Source organism: Streptomyces roseofulvus (assembly GCF_039534915.1).
Taxonomy (GTDB): domain Bacteria; phylum Actinomycetota; class Actinomycetes; order Streptomycetales; family Streptomycetaceae; genus Streptomyces; species Streptomyces roseofulvus.
In genome coordinates this window covers 5,418,574-5,434,149 of record NZ_BAAAWE010000001.1, presented here as the reverse complement: position 1 = coordinate 5,434,149, position 15,576 = coordinate 5,418,574, and the positions used below count along the sequence as shown (strand labels likewise).

At 73.0% G+C, this 15,576-nt stretch carries 15 protein-coding genes; 7 read left to right on the top strand and 8 right to left on the bottom strand.

Annotation, left to right across the window (positions count from 1 at the left end; translation table 11 throughout):
- The first annotated feature begins 49 nt into the window (after window positions 1-49).
- The 3 genes from ABFY03_RS25290 (at window position 50) to ABFY03_RS25280 (ending at window position 2,417) form a co-directional block, all read left to right on the top strand.
- Window positions 50-814 carry a GntR family transcriptional regulator gene (locus ABFY03_RS25290; RefSeq protein ID WP_031013165.1) on the top strand — a complete coding sequence of 255 codons (765 nt, stop codon included), beginning with the start codon at window positions 50-52 and terminating at the stop codon, window positions 812-814.
- 318 nt (window positions 815-1,132) lie between these two features.
- Window positions 1,133-1,315, top strand: a complete 183-nt coding sequence (locus tag ABFY03_RS25285) for a hypothetical protein (protein WP_319009642.1) — start codon at window positions 1,133-1,135, stop codon at window positions 1,313-1,315.
- Between the two features lie 343 nt (window positions 1,316-1,658).
- Window positions 1,659-2,417: an AfsR/SARP family transcriptional regulator gene (locus tag ABFY03_RS25280; RefSeq protein ID WP_346170910.1), complete on the top strand. Its 759-nt coding sequence runs from the start codon at window positions 1,659-1,661 to the stop codon at window positions 2,415-2,417.
- A gap of 20 nt (window positions 2,418-2,437) precedes the next feature.
- Here the strand turns inward: ABFY03_RS25280 and ABFY03_RS25275 are convergent, their stop codons facing one another.
- Genes ABFY03_RS25275 through ABFY03_RS25245 form a run of 7 tightly spaced genes read right to left on the bottom strand, consistent with a single transcriptional unit; the run spans window position 2,438 to window position 10,136 of the window.
- Window positions 2,438-3,673, bottom strand: a complete 1,236-nt coding sequence (locus ABFY03_RS25275; RefSeq protein WP_346170909.1) for an endonuclease/exonuclease/phosphatase family protein — start codon at window positions 3,671-3,673, stop codon at window positions 2,438-2,440.
- Window positions 3,670-4,677 carry a glycosyltransferase gene (locus ABFY03_RS25270; RefSeq protein ID WP_346170908.1) on the bottom strand — a complete coding sequence of 336 codons (1,008 nt, stop codon included), beginning with the start codon at window positions 4,675-4,677 and terminating at the stop codon, window positions 3,670-3,672. The genes ABFY03_RS25275 and ABFY03_RS25270 overlap by 4 nt, the downstream gene beginning before the upstream one ends.
- 37 nt (window positions 4,678-4,714) lie before the next feature.
- Entirely contained in the window at window positions 4,715-5,647 is a 933-nt protein-coding gene (locus ABFY03_RS25265) for a UbiA prenyltransferase family protein (RefSeq protein WP_346170907.1), read from the bottom strand.
- A gap of 11 nt (window positions 5,648-5,658) precedes the next feature.
- Window positions 5,659-6,681 (bottom strand): NAD-dependent epimerase/dehydratase family protein, encoded by a 1,023-nt coding sequence (locus ABFY03_RS25260; RefSeq protein WP_319009647.1) that lies wholly within the window; start codon window positions 6,679-6,681, stop codon window positions 5,659-5,661.
- Window positions 6,675-8,075, bottom strand: coding sequence for an aspartate aminotransferase family protein (locus tag ABFY03_RS25255; protein ID WP_319009648.1), 1,401 nt, complete (start codon window positions 8,073-8,075; stop codon window positions 6,675-6,677). The genes ABFY03_RS25260 and ABFY03_RS25255 overlap by 7 nt, the downstream gene beginning before the upstream one ends.
- Window positions 8,062-9,129 (bottom strand): lysylphosphatidylglycerol synthase domain-containing protein, encoded by a 1,068-nt coding sequence (locus ABFY03_RS25250; protein WP_319009649.1) that lies wholly within the window; start codon window positions 9,127-9,129, stop codon window positions 8,062-8,064. The genes ABFY03_RS25255 and ABFY03_RS25250 overlap by 14 nt, the downstream gene beginning before the upstream one ends.
- Window positions 9,126-10,136 (bottom strand): glycosyltransferase family 2 protein, encoded by a 1,011-nt coding sequence (locus ABFY03_RS25245; protein ID WP_319009650.1) that lies wholly within the window; start codon window positions 10,134-10,136, stop codon window positions 9,126-9,128. Before ABFY03_RS25245 ends, ABFY03_RS25250 begins: the two co-directional genes overlap by 4 nt.
- Before the next feature lie 123 nt (window positions 10,137-10,259).
- On the opposite strand from ABFY03_RS25245, the gene ABFY03_RS25240 reads away from it, so the two are divergent.
- Window positions 10,260-11,417 carry an endonuclease/exonuclease/phosphatase family protein gene (locus ABFY03_RS25240; RefSeq protein WP_346170906.1) on the top strand — a complete coding sequence of 386 codons (1,158 nt, stop codon included), beginning with the start codon at window positions 10,260-10,262 and terminating at the stop codon, window positions 11,415-11,417.
- Here ABFY03_RS25240 and ABFY03_RS25235 read toward each other — a convergent pair.
- Entirely contained in the window at window positions 11,350-12,276 is a 927-nt protein-coding gene (locus ABFY03_RS25235) for an aldo/keto reductase (protein ID WP_346170905.1), read from the bottom strand. The genes ABFY03_RS25240 and ABFY03_RS25235 overlap by 68 nt on opposite strands.
- Before the next feature lie 242 nt (window positions 12,277-12,518).
- On the opposite strand from ABFY03_RS25235, the gene ABFY03_RS25230 reads away from it, so the two are divergent.
- The 3 genes from ABFY03_RS25230 (at window position 12,519) to mctP (ending at window position 15,493) form a co-directional block, all read left to right on the top strand.
- Entirely contained in the window at window positions 12,519-13,505 is a 987-nt protein-coding gene (locus ABFY03_RS25230) for a helix-turn-helix transcriptional regulator (protein WP_319009653.1), read from the top strand.
- A gap of 111 nt (window positions 13,506-13,616) precedes the next feature.
- On the top strand, window positions 13,617-13,871 hold the full coding sequence (locus ABFY03_RS25225; protein WP_319009654.1) for a DUF3311 domain-containing protein: 255 nt from the start codon (window positions 13,617-13,619) through the stop codon (window positions 13,869-13,871).
- A complete protein-coding gene (gene mctP, locus ABFY03_RS25220) occupies window positions 13,868-15,493 on the top strand; it encodes a monocarboxylate uptake permease MctP (RefSeq protein WP_319009655.1) in 1,626 nt (541 codons plus the stop codon). The genes ABFY03_RS25225 and mctP overlap by 4 nt, the downstream gene beginning before the upstream one ends.
- Window positions 15,494-15,576: the final 83 nt, after the last annotated feature.

Genomic DNA, 15,576 nt, shown 5'->3' with positions numbered 1-15,576 from the left:
ACAGACGGAGGAGCCGGTGACGGCAGCAGCACAGTCGGGAAGGCAGGCCATGGCCACGGAGGCGGGCAGCACGGAGACAGAGGGCGGGGCGGCGACCCGCACCGCGCGCGTGCCCAAGTACTACCGGCTGAAAAGGCACCTCCTCGACATGACGGAGACCCTTCCGCCCGGCACCCCCGTGCCGCCCGAGCGGACGCTCGCGGCCGAGTTCGACACCTCCCGCACCACCGTGCGGCAGGCCCTCCAGGAGCTGGTCGTCGAGGGCCGCCTGGAGCGCATCCAGGGCAAGGGCACCTTCGTGGCGAAGCCCAAGGTCTCCCAGTCCCTCCAACTCACCTCGTACACCGAGGACATGCGCGCCCAGGGCCTCGAACCCACCTCGCAGCTCCTCGACATCGGCTACGTCACCGCCGACGACACCCTCGCCGGGCTGCTCGACATCACGGCCGGCGGACGGGTGCTGCGCATCGAGCGCCTCCGCCTCGCCAACGGCGAGCCGATGGCCATCGAGACCACCCACCTTTCGGCCAAGCGCTTTCCCGCGCTGCGCCGTTCGCTGGTCAAGTACACCTCGCTCTACACCGCCCTGGCCGAGGTCTACGACGTGCACCTCGCCGAGGCCGAGGAGACCATCGAGACCTCCCTCGCCACCCCGCGCGAGGCCGGACTGCTCGGCACCGACGTCGGCCTGCCGATGCTGATGCTCTCCCGCCACTCGCTGGACGCCCAGGGCGAGCCGGTGGAGTGGGTGCGCTCGGTCTACCGCGGCGACCGCTACAAGTTCGTCGCCCGTCTCCAGCGGCCGAACGGCTGAGCACGCCACCGACCCGCGAAGGGGCCCGCCGATCCGTCGGCGGGCCCCTTCCGCTTTCTCCCCCGGCCCCGCGGAAGCCGCGCCACCGCCTTGCACCTTCCGCACGGCAGCAACGTGACACCCCCCATGAACCACCTGGTCAGGGGCGTACGGGAACGGTGAAGGACGGCTGGCGCCAACCGCCCGGACGGTTGATGCCACCCTCGGAGCACTGACAGACCGCGCCCGGTCGAGCAAGCTGGAACACGTCGAAAGGGCCCCCTGGAGGGGCGAACCGACACGAATCCCACCCACCGCTCCGACCGGAGGCATCCCGCCATGCGCTCTTCCGCCCGCCGCACCCTCGCCCTGACCCTCGCCGCGGCCCCGCTCGCCGCCCTCGCGGCCCTGCTCGCCGGCCCGCAGGCCGCCGCCGACTCCCCCGCCGCCCCGGCGCTCGTCACCGCCCCGGAGCCCACCCCCACCCCCACCGCGTCCGGCGACGGCTTCTCCTGGGGCTGAGCCCCCGCGCCCGCACGGATCCGGCCATCTACCTCGTCGGCATCACGCTGTCCGCGCCCGCCGCCACGGACGGCGCCCGCCCCACCCCCGGCGGCGTCCTGCACACCCTGCACCAGGTCGTCCGGCCCACCGACCTCGTCGAGACCAGCCGCGCGCTCGTCACCGGCAGCACCGTCCGCATCGCGCTCTGCGTCGACGACCCGGACGAGCTCGAAGCCATCGGACGCTCTCTGACGATCTGCCACCGCGTCCTGGACCAGGCGCCCGAACTCCGCCACCACCGCGTGACCGACTGCCGCCTCCTGTGACCGAACCTCCGCACGACGAACGGGGAGACCTCGCCGTGTTCCTCCATGTCCTCGGCCCGCTGCGGGCCACCGTCGACGCCCGCCCGGTGCCGCTCGGCGGCCGGAGGGCGCGTACCGTCCTCGCCGCCCTCGCCCTGGAGCCCGACTGGGCCGTCTCCGTCGAGAGGCTGGTCGAGGCCGTGTGGGGGCCGTGCCCGCCGGCCAGCGCCCGCACCCAGATCCGCATCTGCGTCTCCGCCCTGCGCCGGGCCTTCGCCGGGGCCGGGGCGCCGGACGTGATCGAGACCCTGACGCACGGATACCGGCTCCGCGTCGCCCCCGACCGGCTCGACTCCGCGGTCTTCGAGGCCGGCACCGCCCGGGCCCGGGTCCTCGCCGAGCACGGCCGCCGCGCCGAGGCCGTCCTGGAGCTGCGCAACGCGCTCGCCCTGTGGACCGGGCCCGCGCTCGCCGGCGAGAGCGGCCCGGCGCTCGCACCGGGGGTGCTGCGCCTGGAGGAGCTGCGGATCCGGGCGACCGAGGAGCGGCTCCGCCTGGAGCTGGCGCTCGGCCGCCACGCGGACGTGATCGGCGAGCTCCTCGCGCTGACCGCCGCGCACCCCTTCCGGGAGCAGCTGCACGGGCAGTTGATGCTGGCGCTGCACCGGGCCGGCCGCACGGCGGAGGCGCTGGCGGCGTACCGCAGGATCCGGCTGACGCTCGTCGACCAGCTGGGCATCGAGCCCGGGCCGCAGCTCAGCGGCCTGGAGCGGTCGATCCTGCTGGGCGAGCGGCCGGAGCCGCTGTCGGCCTGAGCCGCCGCCCCGCCCGGGGCTCACAGCGTGATCCGGAGTTCCTGCATGCGGTGCTCGGAGATCCCGTCCGTCGGCAGGAGGTCGTAGCGGTGGACCGTGGTGTCGCCCCGGGTGAAGGCCCAGTCCATCCGGAAGAACGGCAGGTCCCGGTTGAAGAGGGCGTCCTCGCCGAACTCCCCCAGCGCGGCGAACTTCCAGCTCAGGGGCAGGAACGACGGGTTCGCCGGAGTGGCGTCCTCGGCCACCTCCGCCAGCCGGCGGAGCGGTCGCATGGAAGCGGTGGCGTTGAAGTCCCCCGCGATCAGCAGCGGCCGGTCGTTGGCCCGAACGTCCCGTTCCAGGCCCTCGAACTCCTCCTGCCGCCAGGCGTGCTTGCGGCGCAGGTAGCTGTCATGGTCGAAGTCCGAGAACGGGTTCAGGTTGTCGAGGGCGAGCGGCACGGTGATGTGCACGTTGTAGGTGCTCAGCACCCGGCCGCCGACCGCGATGTCGGTGCGGAGCACCTTCTCCCGCGCGAACACCTGCCCGAAGTCCGGCTTCCGGCCGAAGGTGAGGCGCGGGCCGGGACCCACCAGCCGCTGGTCGACGATCGGGAAGCGGGAGAGCGTCAGCAGCTCGCCGCGCCGGGCCATCTGGTAGCCGGGGAAGGCCCGGCGCAGGGCGTCGTCGTCGTCGATCCGCCAGTAGCCGTCCTCTCCGAGGCCGGGGGTCCAGCCGACGTGCTCCTGGAGCAGGTAGACGTCGGCGTCACGGGACTTGAGCAGGGCGATCAGCCGGTCGGAGCCGGTGGCCATGGCCCAGTACTGGGTGTTGAGCGAGACCACCCGCAGGGCACCGGCCGGCACCGGCCCCGGCTCGCGCCACAGCGCCGGCCAGTTGAGGCCGGATCCGGTGGTCAGGGCGAGCGCCAGGGCGAGACCGGAGACGACCGCGGCGAGCGGGCGGCGGCGCCCGCAGGCCGCGGCGGCGGCCACGAGCAGCAGCAGCGGGGCCCCGAGGAGGAAGAGCGGCGGGACGACGTCGAGGACGATCGACCAGTGCGGGCGCCCGCTGGCCAGCCACCGCACGACGGCGTACGCCAGCCACAGCACGGCCGCTCCGAGCACGGCCCTGCCGTACCAGAGGCGCAGGGCCCGTGCGGTCCGGCGGACCCGACCGGACGTCCGCTCCGGGGCCACGTCCGGTGAGCCGGTCCCGGGCGGTGCGTCGCCCCCGGGCGGTTCGCCGGTCACGGCCGGGTCGAGTGTCGTCGTCACGTCAGGGCCTCCCCGGGCTGGTACATGCGGCGGAAGCGGACGCTGGTCGCGTACTGGGCGAGTCCGGTGGCGAGGCCGGCCACCACGGCCGTGTTGACCATCAGGTGGGCGCCGGTGAAGAAGGCCGTGAAGGCGAGGCCGCGTTCCCTCGCGACGAAGCGGTACTGGCCCAGGTCGGCCAGGACCGAGCCGCCGAGGGCCGCCGCCGAGACCAGCAGCGCGCCCGGGTGGACGGCCGCGAAGGGCAGCGCCGCGACGGCGAGGCCGCCGAGCGCGGAGGCGGCGGCCCGCCCGCCGGTCTCCATGCCCTGCATGGCCCGGCCCCGGTCGAAGTAGAACGGCACCCGCAGCCGGCTCCGTACGAACGCCTTCCGCAGCAGGGGCCGCATCCGGCTCTCGTCGGAGAGCCGGCCCCGGATCCGGGAGGTGAGCAGCATGGGCCACCGCGCGGCGAGCCGTTCGGCGTGGTCGATCTCCTCGGTCTGGCGCAGGGCGGTGTTGAACCAGCCCGCCTCCATGAAGGCCGCTCGGCGGACCGCGCCGAGGGCGTAGAAGCCGCCGCTGACCTCGCCCTCTGCGCTCTTGCGCCAGTAGTGGTACTGGAGGATGCGGTACTGGCCGACGAGGGGTTCGGGGAAGAGCGGTTCCTTGTCGGGGACGCCGAAGACGGCCCCGTACTCGGGGTGTTCGGCGAAGAGGGCGACGGCCTCGGCGACCGCCTCCGGGTGCATGGTGAGGTCGGCGTCCAGGAAGAAGACGATCTCGCCCTTGGCCCGGCGGACGCCCTCGTTGCGGGAGGCGCCGGGGCCGCCGTTCTCGGTGACGCGGACGAGCTGGACGGGGTGCCGGGCGGCGATCTCGGCGCAGCCGTCCGTACTGGCGTCGTCGACGACGATCACCTCGATGTGCGGGTGGGTCTGGGCGAGGACGGAGCGCAGGCAGAGGTCGACGGTGCGGCGGTCGTTGTACATGGGGACGACCACGGAGACGAGGGGTGCGGACATGGGTTCCTCGATGCTGGGGAGGGTCTGGAGGGGGCGGTCAGCCGGCGAGCTGGGGCAGCAGCAGGGCGCCCCACACGGCGGAGTTGGCGAGCATGAGGCGGTCGCGCAGCAGGGTCCTGACCGGTTCGCCGCCGCCTCCGTCGACCACCACGACCTGGAGGTAGCGGAAGAGGGCCAGGAGCGCGCAGACCACGGTGAGCAGCGCGTACGGGCCGAAGCCGGACTCGGTGCGCAGGTAGAGCAGGTAGCCGACGACGGCGAGGCCGGAGCAGAGCACCAGGACAAGGTCGAGGAAGTGCGCCGAGTAGCCGACGAGCGCGGGGCGGTGGCCGGTGCCGGAGACGCCGAGTTCGTGGCGCCGCTTGCCGAGGATGAGGACCAGGCAGAAGGCGAGGACCGTGAGGACCAGCCACATCTCGGCGGGCCGGCCGGTGGCCTCGTACCCGCCGAGGAGGCGCAGGACGAAGCCGGTGGCGACGACGAAGACGTCGATCAGCGGAACGTGCTTGAGCTTCCAGCTGTAGGCGGCGTTGACCGCGAGGTAGGCGCCCACGACGAGGGCGCCGCCGGGTCCGAGGGCGTGGAGGGCGGGGGCGAGGAGGGCGGAGAGGACGGCGGCCGTGGTCCAGGCGGCGGTGATGCTCATCCGGCCGGAGGCGAGCGGGCGGTGCCGTTTCACGGGGTGCCGCTTGTCGCGTTCCACGTCGGCCACGTCGTTGAGGACGTAGACGAGCGAGGAGGCGAGGATGAAGGCGCCGAGCGCGAGTCCGACGCGGGCGGCGCCGCCGCCGTGCCAGCCGCCGCCGAGCAGTGCCAGCGGGACCACCAACAGGTTCTTGGGCCACTGGCCCGGGCGGAGGAGGGCGAGCGGCGCGGGGAGGGCGCGCCGGCGGCGGGCGGGTGGGGAGGACGGGTCCGGAGCCGGCGTCTCCGCTGTGCGGGTGGCGTCGTCGGTGGTGAGCTGGGTCATGGCACGGCCCCTCAGAAGAAGATCTTCGCGGTGGAGAGCAGCCCCTGCTTCCAGGGGTCCCTGCTGGTGCGCCCGGTGGCGCCCGCCGCCGGGGTGGTGTGCCGGGCGGTGCGCCACCAGTCGTAGGTGCGCAGGACGGCGTCGGCGTTGGAGTGGCGCGGGGAGAAGCCGAGGCGGGCCTTGGCCTTGTCGATGGAGACGTACGAGTCGTCCATCAGCTTGTGCAGCAGCCGCCCGTACACCGGCGAGAGCTTCGCCTTCTGGAGCAGGCTGAGCAGGGCGAGCGCGGGCCGGGCGGGCAGGCCGACGACCCGCTTGCCGTGCCCGGCGGCGTCCAGGACGGCCTGGAAGTCCTCGCGGAGGGTGCCGAACTCGGCGGCGGCGAGGTTGTACGTGTCGTTGGCGACCTCGTCCTCGGCGTGGATGACGGTGACGACGGCGTCGACGAGGTCGTCCACCGCGAACATCTGGATCCTGACGTTCCCCTTGCCGAGGACGGGGAAGTTGCGGCCCTCCTCGGCCCATTCGAAGAGCATGGAGAAGAGGCCCATCCGGCCGGGGCCGACGAAGGTCTTGGGCCGCAGGATCGGCACGCACATGCCCTCGTCCCGGTACCGCTCGGCGATCTCCTCGGCGGCCGCCTTGGCGCGGCTGTAGGTGTCGACGGGTTCGCGCGGGTACTCCTCGGGCGTGGGCACGACGGTCGGCAGGCCGTAGACGGCGGTCGAGGAGATGTGGACGACGCGGGGGGTGCCGGCGGCCGCGGCGGCGGCGAAGACGTTCCGGGTGCCGCCGACGATGATCGAGCGGATCTGCTCGTCGGGGTAGCTGGGCAGGGCGGCGGCGGCGTGGACGAGGACGTCGGCGCCGTCGAGCGCCCTGTCCATCAGCTCGCGGTCGCGGATGTCGCCGGTGAGGACGACGCCGGGGCCGGGGCGCAGGTCGACGCCGCGCACCTCGTGGCCTTCCGCGAGGAGTCGTTCGGCCAGGCGGGAGCCGAGCATGCCGGCCGCGCCGGTGATCGTGATCACCACTGGGAGCTCACCTTCTGCTTGATGAAACGGGCGACGAGGCCGGTGAGGCCGCGGGAGAGGACGTCGTCGAGGGCGCCGATCACGCGCTCGGCCTCCTCGGGTTCGGTCACCAGGGAGGGGCCGATGATCAGCGGGTTGTTCCCGTTGAGCGTGTAGTACGTGTAGATGTCGTGGTCCTGGTAGAGCGCGTTGATGACGGCGCAGGTCACGAGCTTGGTCTTGAAGCGGGGGTCGCGGGCCATGCCGCCGGGGGCGAGCTTGGCGACCAGGTCGAGGATCTTGGGCCCGCCCTCGATGAAGACGCCCCACAGGGCGCCGGCGCCGGCGATCCGCCCGATCTCGTCGGGGTACTGCTTGGCGAGGCGTTCGAGACCGGGTTCGAGTACGGCTCCGAGGGCGCGGGCGCGGGCCGGGTAGTCGTCCTCCACCGCGATGTTGACGGCTTCGAGGGCGGTGGCGCACTCCTCGCCGAAGCCGTAGTAGGTGGTGGAGGTGGAGTTCATCAGGGCGTCGCCGAGGTTGTCGTACGCCTTGCGGAAGACCGGCTCGCGGGCGATGTAGGCGGAGACGGAGGACTTGCCGCCGCCGAAGGACTTCGAGGTGGTGAGGACGTCCGGGACGAGGCCGGGATAGCGCATGAAGTGGAAGAGGGAGCCGGTCTTGCCCCAGCCGGTGTAGATCTCGTCGAAGATCAGGACGATCTTCTCCCGGTCGCAGATCTCGCGCAGCCCGCGCAGGAACTCCTCGGAGCACCACTGGATGGTGGAGGCGCTGAACGGCTCGATGAGCAGGGCGTACACGTCGCCCTTGTGGGCGGCGACGGCCCGGCGGACGGAGTCGAGGTCGCCGTAGCGGAAGGTGTCGACGCCGGGAATGGTGGGGAAGCCGAACTGGGCCTGGCCGGTGAGTCCGCCGGAGCCGAGCAGCTTGCCGTGGAAGGCGCAGTCGGCGCGCAGCACGGTGTTCCGCCTGCCGTTGTGGTACTTGTACGCGAGCTTGACGGCGCCCTCGACGGCCTCGGCGCCGGAGTTCGGCAGGAAGGCCATGTTCAGGTCGCCGGGGAGGATCTCGGCGAGGTTGTGGCCGAGGGCGGCGAGGTAGGGCGAGAAGTAGGTCTTGTGGACCTCCATCCGCTTGTCGCGGGCGAAGCGCTCGCGGGCGGCGAGGATGCGGGGGTGGTTGTGGCCGTGGTTGAGGACGCCGACGCCGCCGGTGAGGTCGAGGATCCGGCGTCCGTCGGTGAGGGTGAGGTGGGCGCCCTCGGCGCTCCGGACCAGCTCGCGGCCGAAGCCGAAGGAGGTCATGAGGGAGACCTGGCTCTTGTTCACGTAGCGGCGGTAGAGGGCGTGGACCTGGTCCACGTCGAGGCGCTCGGCGTCGTCAAGGGTGTACACGGGTGTCGTCTCCGATCGGTGCGGTGAGGGCGTACGGGTGGGGGGTGGGGATGGGGGTCGCGACGGGGGTGGGGGTCGGGACGCGGGTCGAGGTCGGGACGGGGGTGGGGGCAGGGGTACGGGCCGGGGGCTCGGCGGCCGGGGGCGCGGTCTTCCCCGGCGTGCCGTGCCGGAGGCGGGACCAGGCCAGGACGACCGCGGAGCTGCCGAGTTCGGCGAGCACGCAGACCAGCCGGCTGGCGATCGCGGCGGCCGCGGCGAGCCCGCCGGGCAGGACGGTGGCGAGGGCGGCGGTGAGGGTCAGCTCCCGCACCCCCCAGCCGTCGGGGACGATCACGGCGAGGCTGCTGACCACGGTCGCCAGGGCGAAGCCGCCGACGGCCGCGCCGAGCCCGGCCCACGGGGGCGCGCCGACCGCGAGGAGCAGGAGCCACAGGTGGAGGCCGGAGGCGGTCCAGGAGGCGAGGGCGAGGAGGACGGCCCGGCGGACGGCGGTGTCCGGCGGCGGGTCGACGGGGCGGCGGGCGAGCCGGGTCAGGGCGGTGACGGGGCGGGTGAGCAGGGCGGGGCGGACGAGCCCGGCGAGGAAGAGGAGGGCCGGCGGGCAGAGCCAGTACCACTGTCCGGGCAGGGCGGCGGGGGCGGCGGCGAGCCCGACGGCGGCGCCGGTGAGCAGGGTGAGGGCGAGGCTGAGCACGTACGCGGAGGTCATCCGGGCGGCGGGCACCCCGGCCTCGCGGCCGTGGGCGATGTGCGTGAGGACGCCCCAGACGCGGCCGGGCACGTACTTGCTGAGCTGCCCGAGGAAGTAGATCTTGGCGGCGCGCAGGCCCCGGATCGGGTGGTCGCCGGGGATGAGGACCCGCCAGGCGTGGACGGCGAGGACGAGTCCGGCGATGTTGGCGAGGACGGAGGCGGCGAGCAGCGGGAGCGCGTCGGCGCGGGCGAAGGCCCGGGCGGCCTCGGCGCCCTGGTCGCGGACGAGGAGGTACACGCCGACGAGGGCGGCGAGGACCACGACGGGGGTGAGGAGGCGGCGCAGCAGCGCGGTCACCGGACGGCCGTCCTCTCCCGCGGCCGGCCGGCGGCGGCCCGGGGGCGCAGCGAGCGGAGGGCTCCGACGGCGGCGCCGGCGAGCAGGGCGGTGTGGCAGGCGAGGTGGACGGCGGTGAAGAAGGCGGCGAACGCGGGGCCCTTGCGGCGGGCGGCGAAGCCGATGAGTCCGGCGTTGGCGAGGCAGAAGGCGAGCAGTCCGGCGGCGGGCGCGAGCCAGGGCAGCGCCCCGCCGAGGAGGAGCGCCGGGGGCAGGGAGCCGAGGAGGAGGGCCGCGGTGAGGACGGAGGCGGGGGTGTTGGCGGTGAGGTTGGTGCGGCCTCCGGCGCGGGCGGAGCGCAGGGCGGGGACGAGGAGCAGGGCGCGGCGGTAGGTCTCGGCGAGGAGGGGGCCGAGGCGGTGCTCCTCGTCGTGCCGCGCGGCGACCCGGTCGGTGAGGACGATCCGGTAGTGGGGGGCGAGCCGGTCGCTGAACTCCAGGTCCTCGGAGTCCCGCAGCGTCTCGTCGAAGCCGCCGAGCCGTTCGAAGACCTCGCGGGGCACGGCCGCCTGGGCGAAGAAGGCGGTCTCGACGACTCCGGCGCCGCGGGCCCGCCACCAGTGGGCGTGGAGGGTCTTGTACCACTCGACGGGGCCGTCGTCGTAGAGCGGTTCGGGGGCGATGACGCCGTGCACGCAGCCGCAGGCGGGGTCGGCGCGCAGGAGCTCCAGGGCGTTGGCGACCGAGTCGGGGGTGAGGGCCTCGTCGGAGTCGAGGAAGAAGAGGACCTCGCCGGTGGCGGCGGCGATGCCCGCGTTGCGGGCGGCGGAGACGCCCCGGTTGACGCCGTCGCCGAGGAGGGTGCAGGGGTGGCGGCGGGCGATCTCGGCGGTGGCGTCGGTGGAGCCGTCGTCGACGACGATGACCTCGTGGATCGGGTGGGTCTGGGCGTGGACGGAGCTGAGGCAGGCGTCGAGTGTGCGTGCGGAGTTGTGGGCCGGTATGACGACCGACACGGTTTGCGTCATGGGAAGAGCACACCAGGGCCGCGTATGGGTCGCGTATCGTTCCCGTATCGCCTCTTCTCGCAGTTCGAGACGGTCAACAGCACGCCCCCTCAGGGCAGTTGACGGCTGTTAGCGTTCCCGGTCGTGAATCACCGGACGTTCTTCCCGCGCCTGCTCGCCGTCGCCGTGGCGGGGTGGGCCCTGCTGGTCCTGCCGGGTCTCCTGCTCAGCGGGAGGTGGTGGCCGTGGCTGCTGCCGGACCTCGCTCCCCCGGTCCTCTTCCTCGCCGTGCCGCCGGCGCTGCTCGCCCTCTGTCCGGCCGTACGGGACCGGGTGCGGCGGCGGTGGCTCGCCGGCGCCCTCGTGGTGCTGCTGCTCGCGGGGGCGGGCCGGGCCGGGGTGCACTGGGGGGCGCTGCTGCCGGGCGGGGCCCCGGAGCCGGCGCCGGCGGACGCGGTGCGGGTCTTCTCCTGGAACACGCTGTACTGGGACACCACCGACGACCCGGAGGAGTTCCACCGCTTCCTGCGGTCGAAGGACGCCGACGTGTACCTGCTCCAGGAGTACCTGGCGTGGGTGGACGGCACCCCCACGGAGACCGACCGGCTGGGCCCGCTGCGCGCGGCCTTCCCCGGCTACCGGGTGGTGGTGCGCGGGGAGCTGGTGACCCTGTCGCGCTTCCCGGTGGTGGCCACGCCGCCGGTGGGCCGGGGGCAGGCGACGGACGACCGGTCGGTGCCGTGGCGGGAGCGGTTCGAGCGGAACAAGGTGCTGCGCACGGACGTGGACGTGCGGGGCCGGGTGGTCTCGTTCTACAACGTGCACATCCCGGTGCAGCTGGACATCGAGCGCGACTGGCTGAGCCGGGACTTCTACCGGGTGGTCCGGGACACCGACGCGGTGCGCCGGGAGCACTACGCGGCGCTCCTCGCGGACGCCCGGGCGAACCCGTATCCGCTGCTGATCTCGGGCGACTTCAACACGACGTCCGCGATGGGCGATCTGGACGGGCTGCGGGGCGCCTTCGAGGACGCGGTGTCGGCCTCGTCGTCGGTGCTGCCGGTGAGCTGGGACAGCGAGGGGCCGCTGCCGCTGTGGCGGCTCGACTGGACGTTCGCCGGCGGGCCGCTGCGGGTGCACCGCTACGCGCTGACCGACCCGGCCGGCCTGTCCGACCACCGGGGCCAGGAGCTCCTCGTCTCCCCGGCCCCGGCGGCGGACCGAGCGGGGACGGTCAGGCGCCGGCCTCGTCGAGGCGGCGGCGCTGCTCCGGGTCGAGGGTCAGCGCGAGCGCGCCCATGACCTCCTCGATCTGCTCGACGCGGCTGGCGCCGACGATCGGCAGGACGGGCGTCTCCCCGCCGAGCAGCCAGGCGAGCACGACCTGGTTGACGGTGGCGCCGAGTTCACGGGCGGTCTCGGCGAGGGCGGCGAGCCGGGGCGGGGTGCCGGGGTGGTCGTACGCCTCGGGGATGCCGACCTCGGGCCGGGTGTAGCCGCCGGAGAGGAGGGCGCTGTAGGCCCAGACCGGGAGCTGTTCGGAGCGGGCGTAGTCGAGGTGCTCACGGGTGACGTGGACGTGCGCCGGGGAGGGCAGGGCCTTGTCGAAGCGGGGCACCAGGTAGGAGTGGCGGTTCTGCAGGTGGGTGTAGCGGGGGCGGTCGCCGGCCAGGGCGCGGGCGCGCTCGACCCGCCAGGCGGCGTGGTTGCTGGCGCCGAGTTCGCCGGCCTTCCCCTCGTCGACGAGGTCGGCGAGGGCGCCGACGGTCTCCTCCAAGGGGACGGTGCGGTCCTCGACGTGGGTCCAGAAGACGTCGACGCGGTCGGTGCCGAGGCGGGCGAGGCTGGCGTCGAGGGCGGTCTTGACGACCTTCTCGGAGAGGCCCTCCCACGTGTCGGTGCCGGGGTGGGGGCGGGCGCCACACTTGGTCGAGAGGACGAGGCCGTCGCGGTTGCCGCGGGCGGCGAGCCAGCGTCCGACGGTGGTCTCGCTCTCGTCACCGGTGGCCCCGTCGAGCCAGTACGCGTAGTTGTTGGCGGTGTCGACGACGGTGCCGCCGAGTTCGGCGAAACGGTCGAGGATCGCGAACGAGGTGGCCTCGTCGACGGTGGTGCCGAAGGGGAGGGCGCCGAGGACGACGGTGTGCTGCGGGATCGCCATGGGGCGGGGTCCTTTCGCTGGAAGGGCGGAGGAAGAAGAGAACGACGGTGTTGGACTAGACCAATCCCGCTCCATCTTGGATCACCGACTCCCGCTCCCGCAGCGGTTCTCCGGCACCGGTGCCACCGACCTGACGGACTCCCGGCGGCTCCGGATTGGCCTAGACCTGATGAGGGGCGGCCCTTTACGATCGGTCACCGCGCACGCACAGCACACATGGCCACACCCGGGGGGATGACGCCTTGTTGGAGGCGCTGGGAATTCATCGGTCCGCGGAGACCGTCTACCGGCTCATGCTGGAACGGCCCGAGGAGGGCGTCGCGGGCCTCGCCGCCCGGCTCGACTGGACGGAGGACCGGGTCCGCGAAGCCCTCGGGCAGCTCGCCGAGGCCCGCCTCGTCGCCCTGGAGGAGGGCGCCGACACCCCCGTGCCCTTCCACCCCGAGGTCAGCTTCTCCTTCCTCCTCGCCCGCGCCGAGGCCGAGTTGAACCGGCGCCGGCGCGAGGTCGAACGGGCCGAGCGGGCGGTCGCCGACATCCTCGCCTCCCGCCCCGGGACCGCCGGGGCGGGAGGGCCCGGCCACGACGTCGTGGAGCGCGTCGTGGGCCTGGAAGCCGTACGCGACCGGCTCGAAGCCCTCGCGGCGGGAGCCCGCGAGGAGTGCCTCTCCCTCCTCGTGGGAGGCGCCCAGCTCCCCGACACCATGGACGCCAGCCAGCCCCTCGACCAGCTCGCCCTGGAGCGCGGGGTACGCATCCGCTCCGTCTACCAGGAGAGCTTCCGCAACGACCAGCCGACCGTCGACTACGTCCGCTGGTACTGCGAACTCGGCGGCGAGGCGCGGACGGTGCCCGTCGTCCCGCTCCTCATGGTGATCGTCGACCGGGAGGCCGCCCTCGTCCCCGTCGACCCGGAGGACGGCCGGGCCGGCGCCCTCGAAGTCCGCAGCCCCGGCCTCGTCCACGCCCTCGTCGTCCTCTTCGACCGCCTGTGGGAGGCCGGCACCCCCTTCGGCGAGGCACCCCGCCGCGACGCACACGACCTCTCCCCGCAGGAACGCGAACTGGTCATGCTCCTCGGCATCGGCTGCACCGACGACATCGCCGCCCGGCGGCTCGGCGTCTCCCTGCGGACCGTCCGCCGCATGAGCTCGGAGCTCATGTCCCGGCTCGGCGCCCGCAGCCGCTTCGAGGCCGGCGCGCGTGCGGTGAAAGAGGGATGGCTCTGAATGAACCGGACGCCCCCGCCGTCCGTGAGACGGACGGGGGTTCCGCGCAGCCGCCAGGTCCCCTACATTTCCTCGGCATTAACCGGTGATCAGCAAGGGGACGTACGCGCCATGTCAGAAGCCACAACCGGGAAACAACCGGTCATCACGCCGATCAGAGTCGTCATCGGACTCTGCCTGCTCGCCCCGTTCGTGGCGATGCTCTGGGTGAGTTCCTACGCGAAGGTCGAACCCCTCTTCGCCGGCATCCCGTTCTTCTACTGGTACCAGATGCTCTGGGTGCTGGTCTCCACCGCGCTCACGATGGTCGCGTACAAGCTGTGGCAGCGCGACCAGCGCGCCCGCAAGGGAGGTGACGCGCGATGAAGGACGGCGTCAACGGCGTGGCGCTCGGCGTCTTCGTCTTCTTCTTCCTGGCCGTCACGGTCATGGGCTTCCTCGCCTCCAAGTGGCGCAAGGCCGAGAACGAGAACAGCCTCGACGAATGGGGCCTGGGCGGCCGCTCGTTCGGCACCTGGGTCACCTGGTTCCTGCTCGGCGGCGACCTCTACACGGCGTACACCTTCGTCGCCGTCCCCGCCGCGATCTACGCGGCGGGCGCGGCCGGCTTCTTCGCCGTCCCGTACACCATCCTGGTCTACCCGCTGATCTTCACCTTCCTGCCGCGCCTCTGGTCGGTCTCGCACAAGCACGGATACGTCACCACCTCCGACTTCGTCCGCGGCCGCTTCGGTTCCAAGGGCCTGTCGCTCGCGGTGGCGGTCACCGGCATCCTCGCCACGATGCCGTACATCGCGCTCCAGCTCGTCGGCATCCAGGCCGTCCTGGACGTGATGGGCGTCGGCGGCGGCGAGAACACCCACTGGTTCATCAAGGACCTGCCGCTGCTCATCGCCTTCGGCGTGCTCGCCGCGTACACCTACTCCTCGGGCCTGCGCGCCCCGGCGCTCATCGCGTTCGTCAAGGACACCCTGATCTACCTCGTCATCGCGGTGGCGATCATCTACATCCCGATCAAGCTCGGCGGCTTCGACGAGATCTTCGCCAAGGCCGGCGAGGCGTACGCGACGGTCAACCCGGCCACCGACAAGCCGCGCGGCGCCCTGGTGCCGGGCGAGGCCGGCCAGTGGACGTACGCGACGCTCGCGCTCGGCTCGGCGCTCGCGCTCTTCATGTACCCGCACTCGATCACGGCGACCCTGTCCTCCAAGAGCCGCGAGGTCATCCGCCGCAACACCACGATCCTGCCGCTGTACTCGCTGATGCTGGGCCTGCTCGCGCTGCTCGGCTTCATGGCGATCGCCGCCGGGGTCAAGGTCGCCAACGGCCAGCTCGCCATCCCGCAGCTCTTCGAGAACATGTTCCCGGACTGGTTCGCGGGCGTCGCCTTCGCCGCGATCGGCATCGGCGCGCTCGTCCCCGCCGCGATCATGTCGATCGCCGCCGCCAACCTCTTCACCCGCAACATCTACAAGGACTTCCTCAAGAAGGACGCCACCCCGGAGCAGGAGACCAAGGTCTCCAAGCTGGTCTCGCTGCTGGTCAAGGTCGGCGCGCTCGCCTTCGTCCTCACCATGGACAAGACCGTCGCGATCAACTTCCAGCTGCTCGGCGGCATCTGGATCCTGCAGACCTTCCCGGCCCTCGTCGGCGGCCTGTTCACCCGCTGGTTCCACCGCTGGGCGCTGCTCGCCGGCTGGGCCGTCGGCATGGTCTACGGCACCGCCGCCGCGTACGGCGTCGCCAGCCCGACCCAGAAGCACTTCGGCGGCTCCTCCGCCGAGATCCCCGGCATCGGCGAGATCGGCTACATCGGTCTCACCGCCTTCGTCCTCAACGTCGTGGTGACGGTGGTCCTCACCTTCGTCCTCAAGGCCGTCAAGGCACCCGAGGGCGTCGACGAGACCTCCCCGTCCGACTACACGGCCGACGCAGGCGACGCCGGGGTCAGCACGGAGCTCCCGAAGGTCGGGGCCGGGACGCACTGATCCGGCGGTACGGAGAAGACGGACGACGGCGAGGGCCCGGGGCGGAAAACCCCGGGCCCTCGCCCGTCCGCCCCGGCAGACTG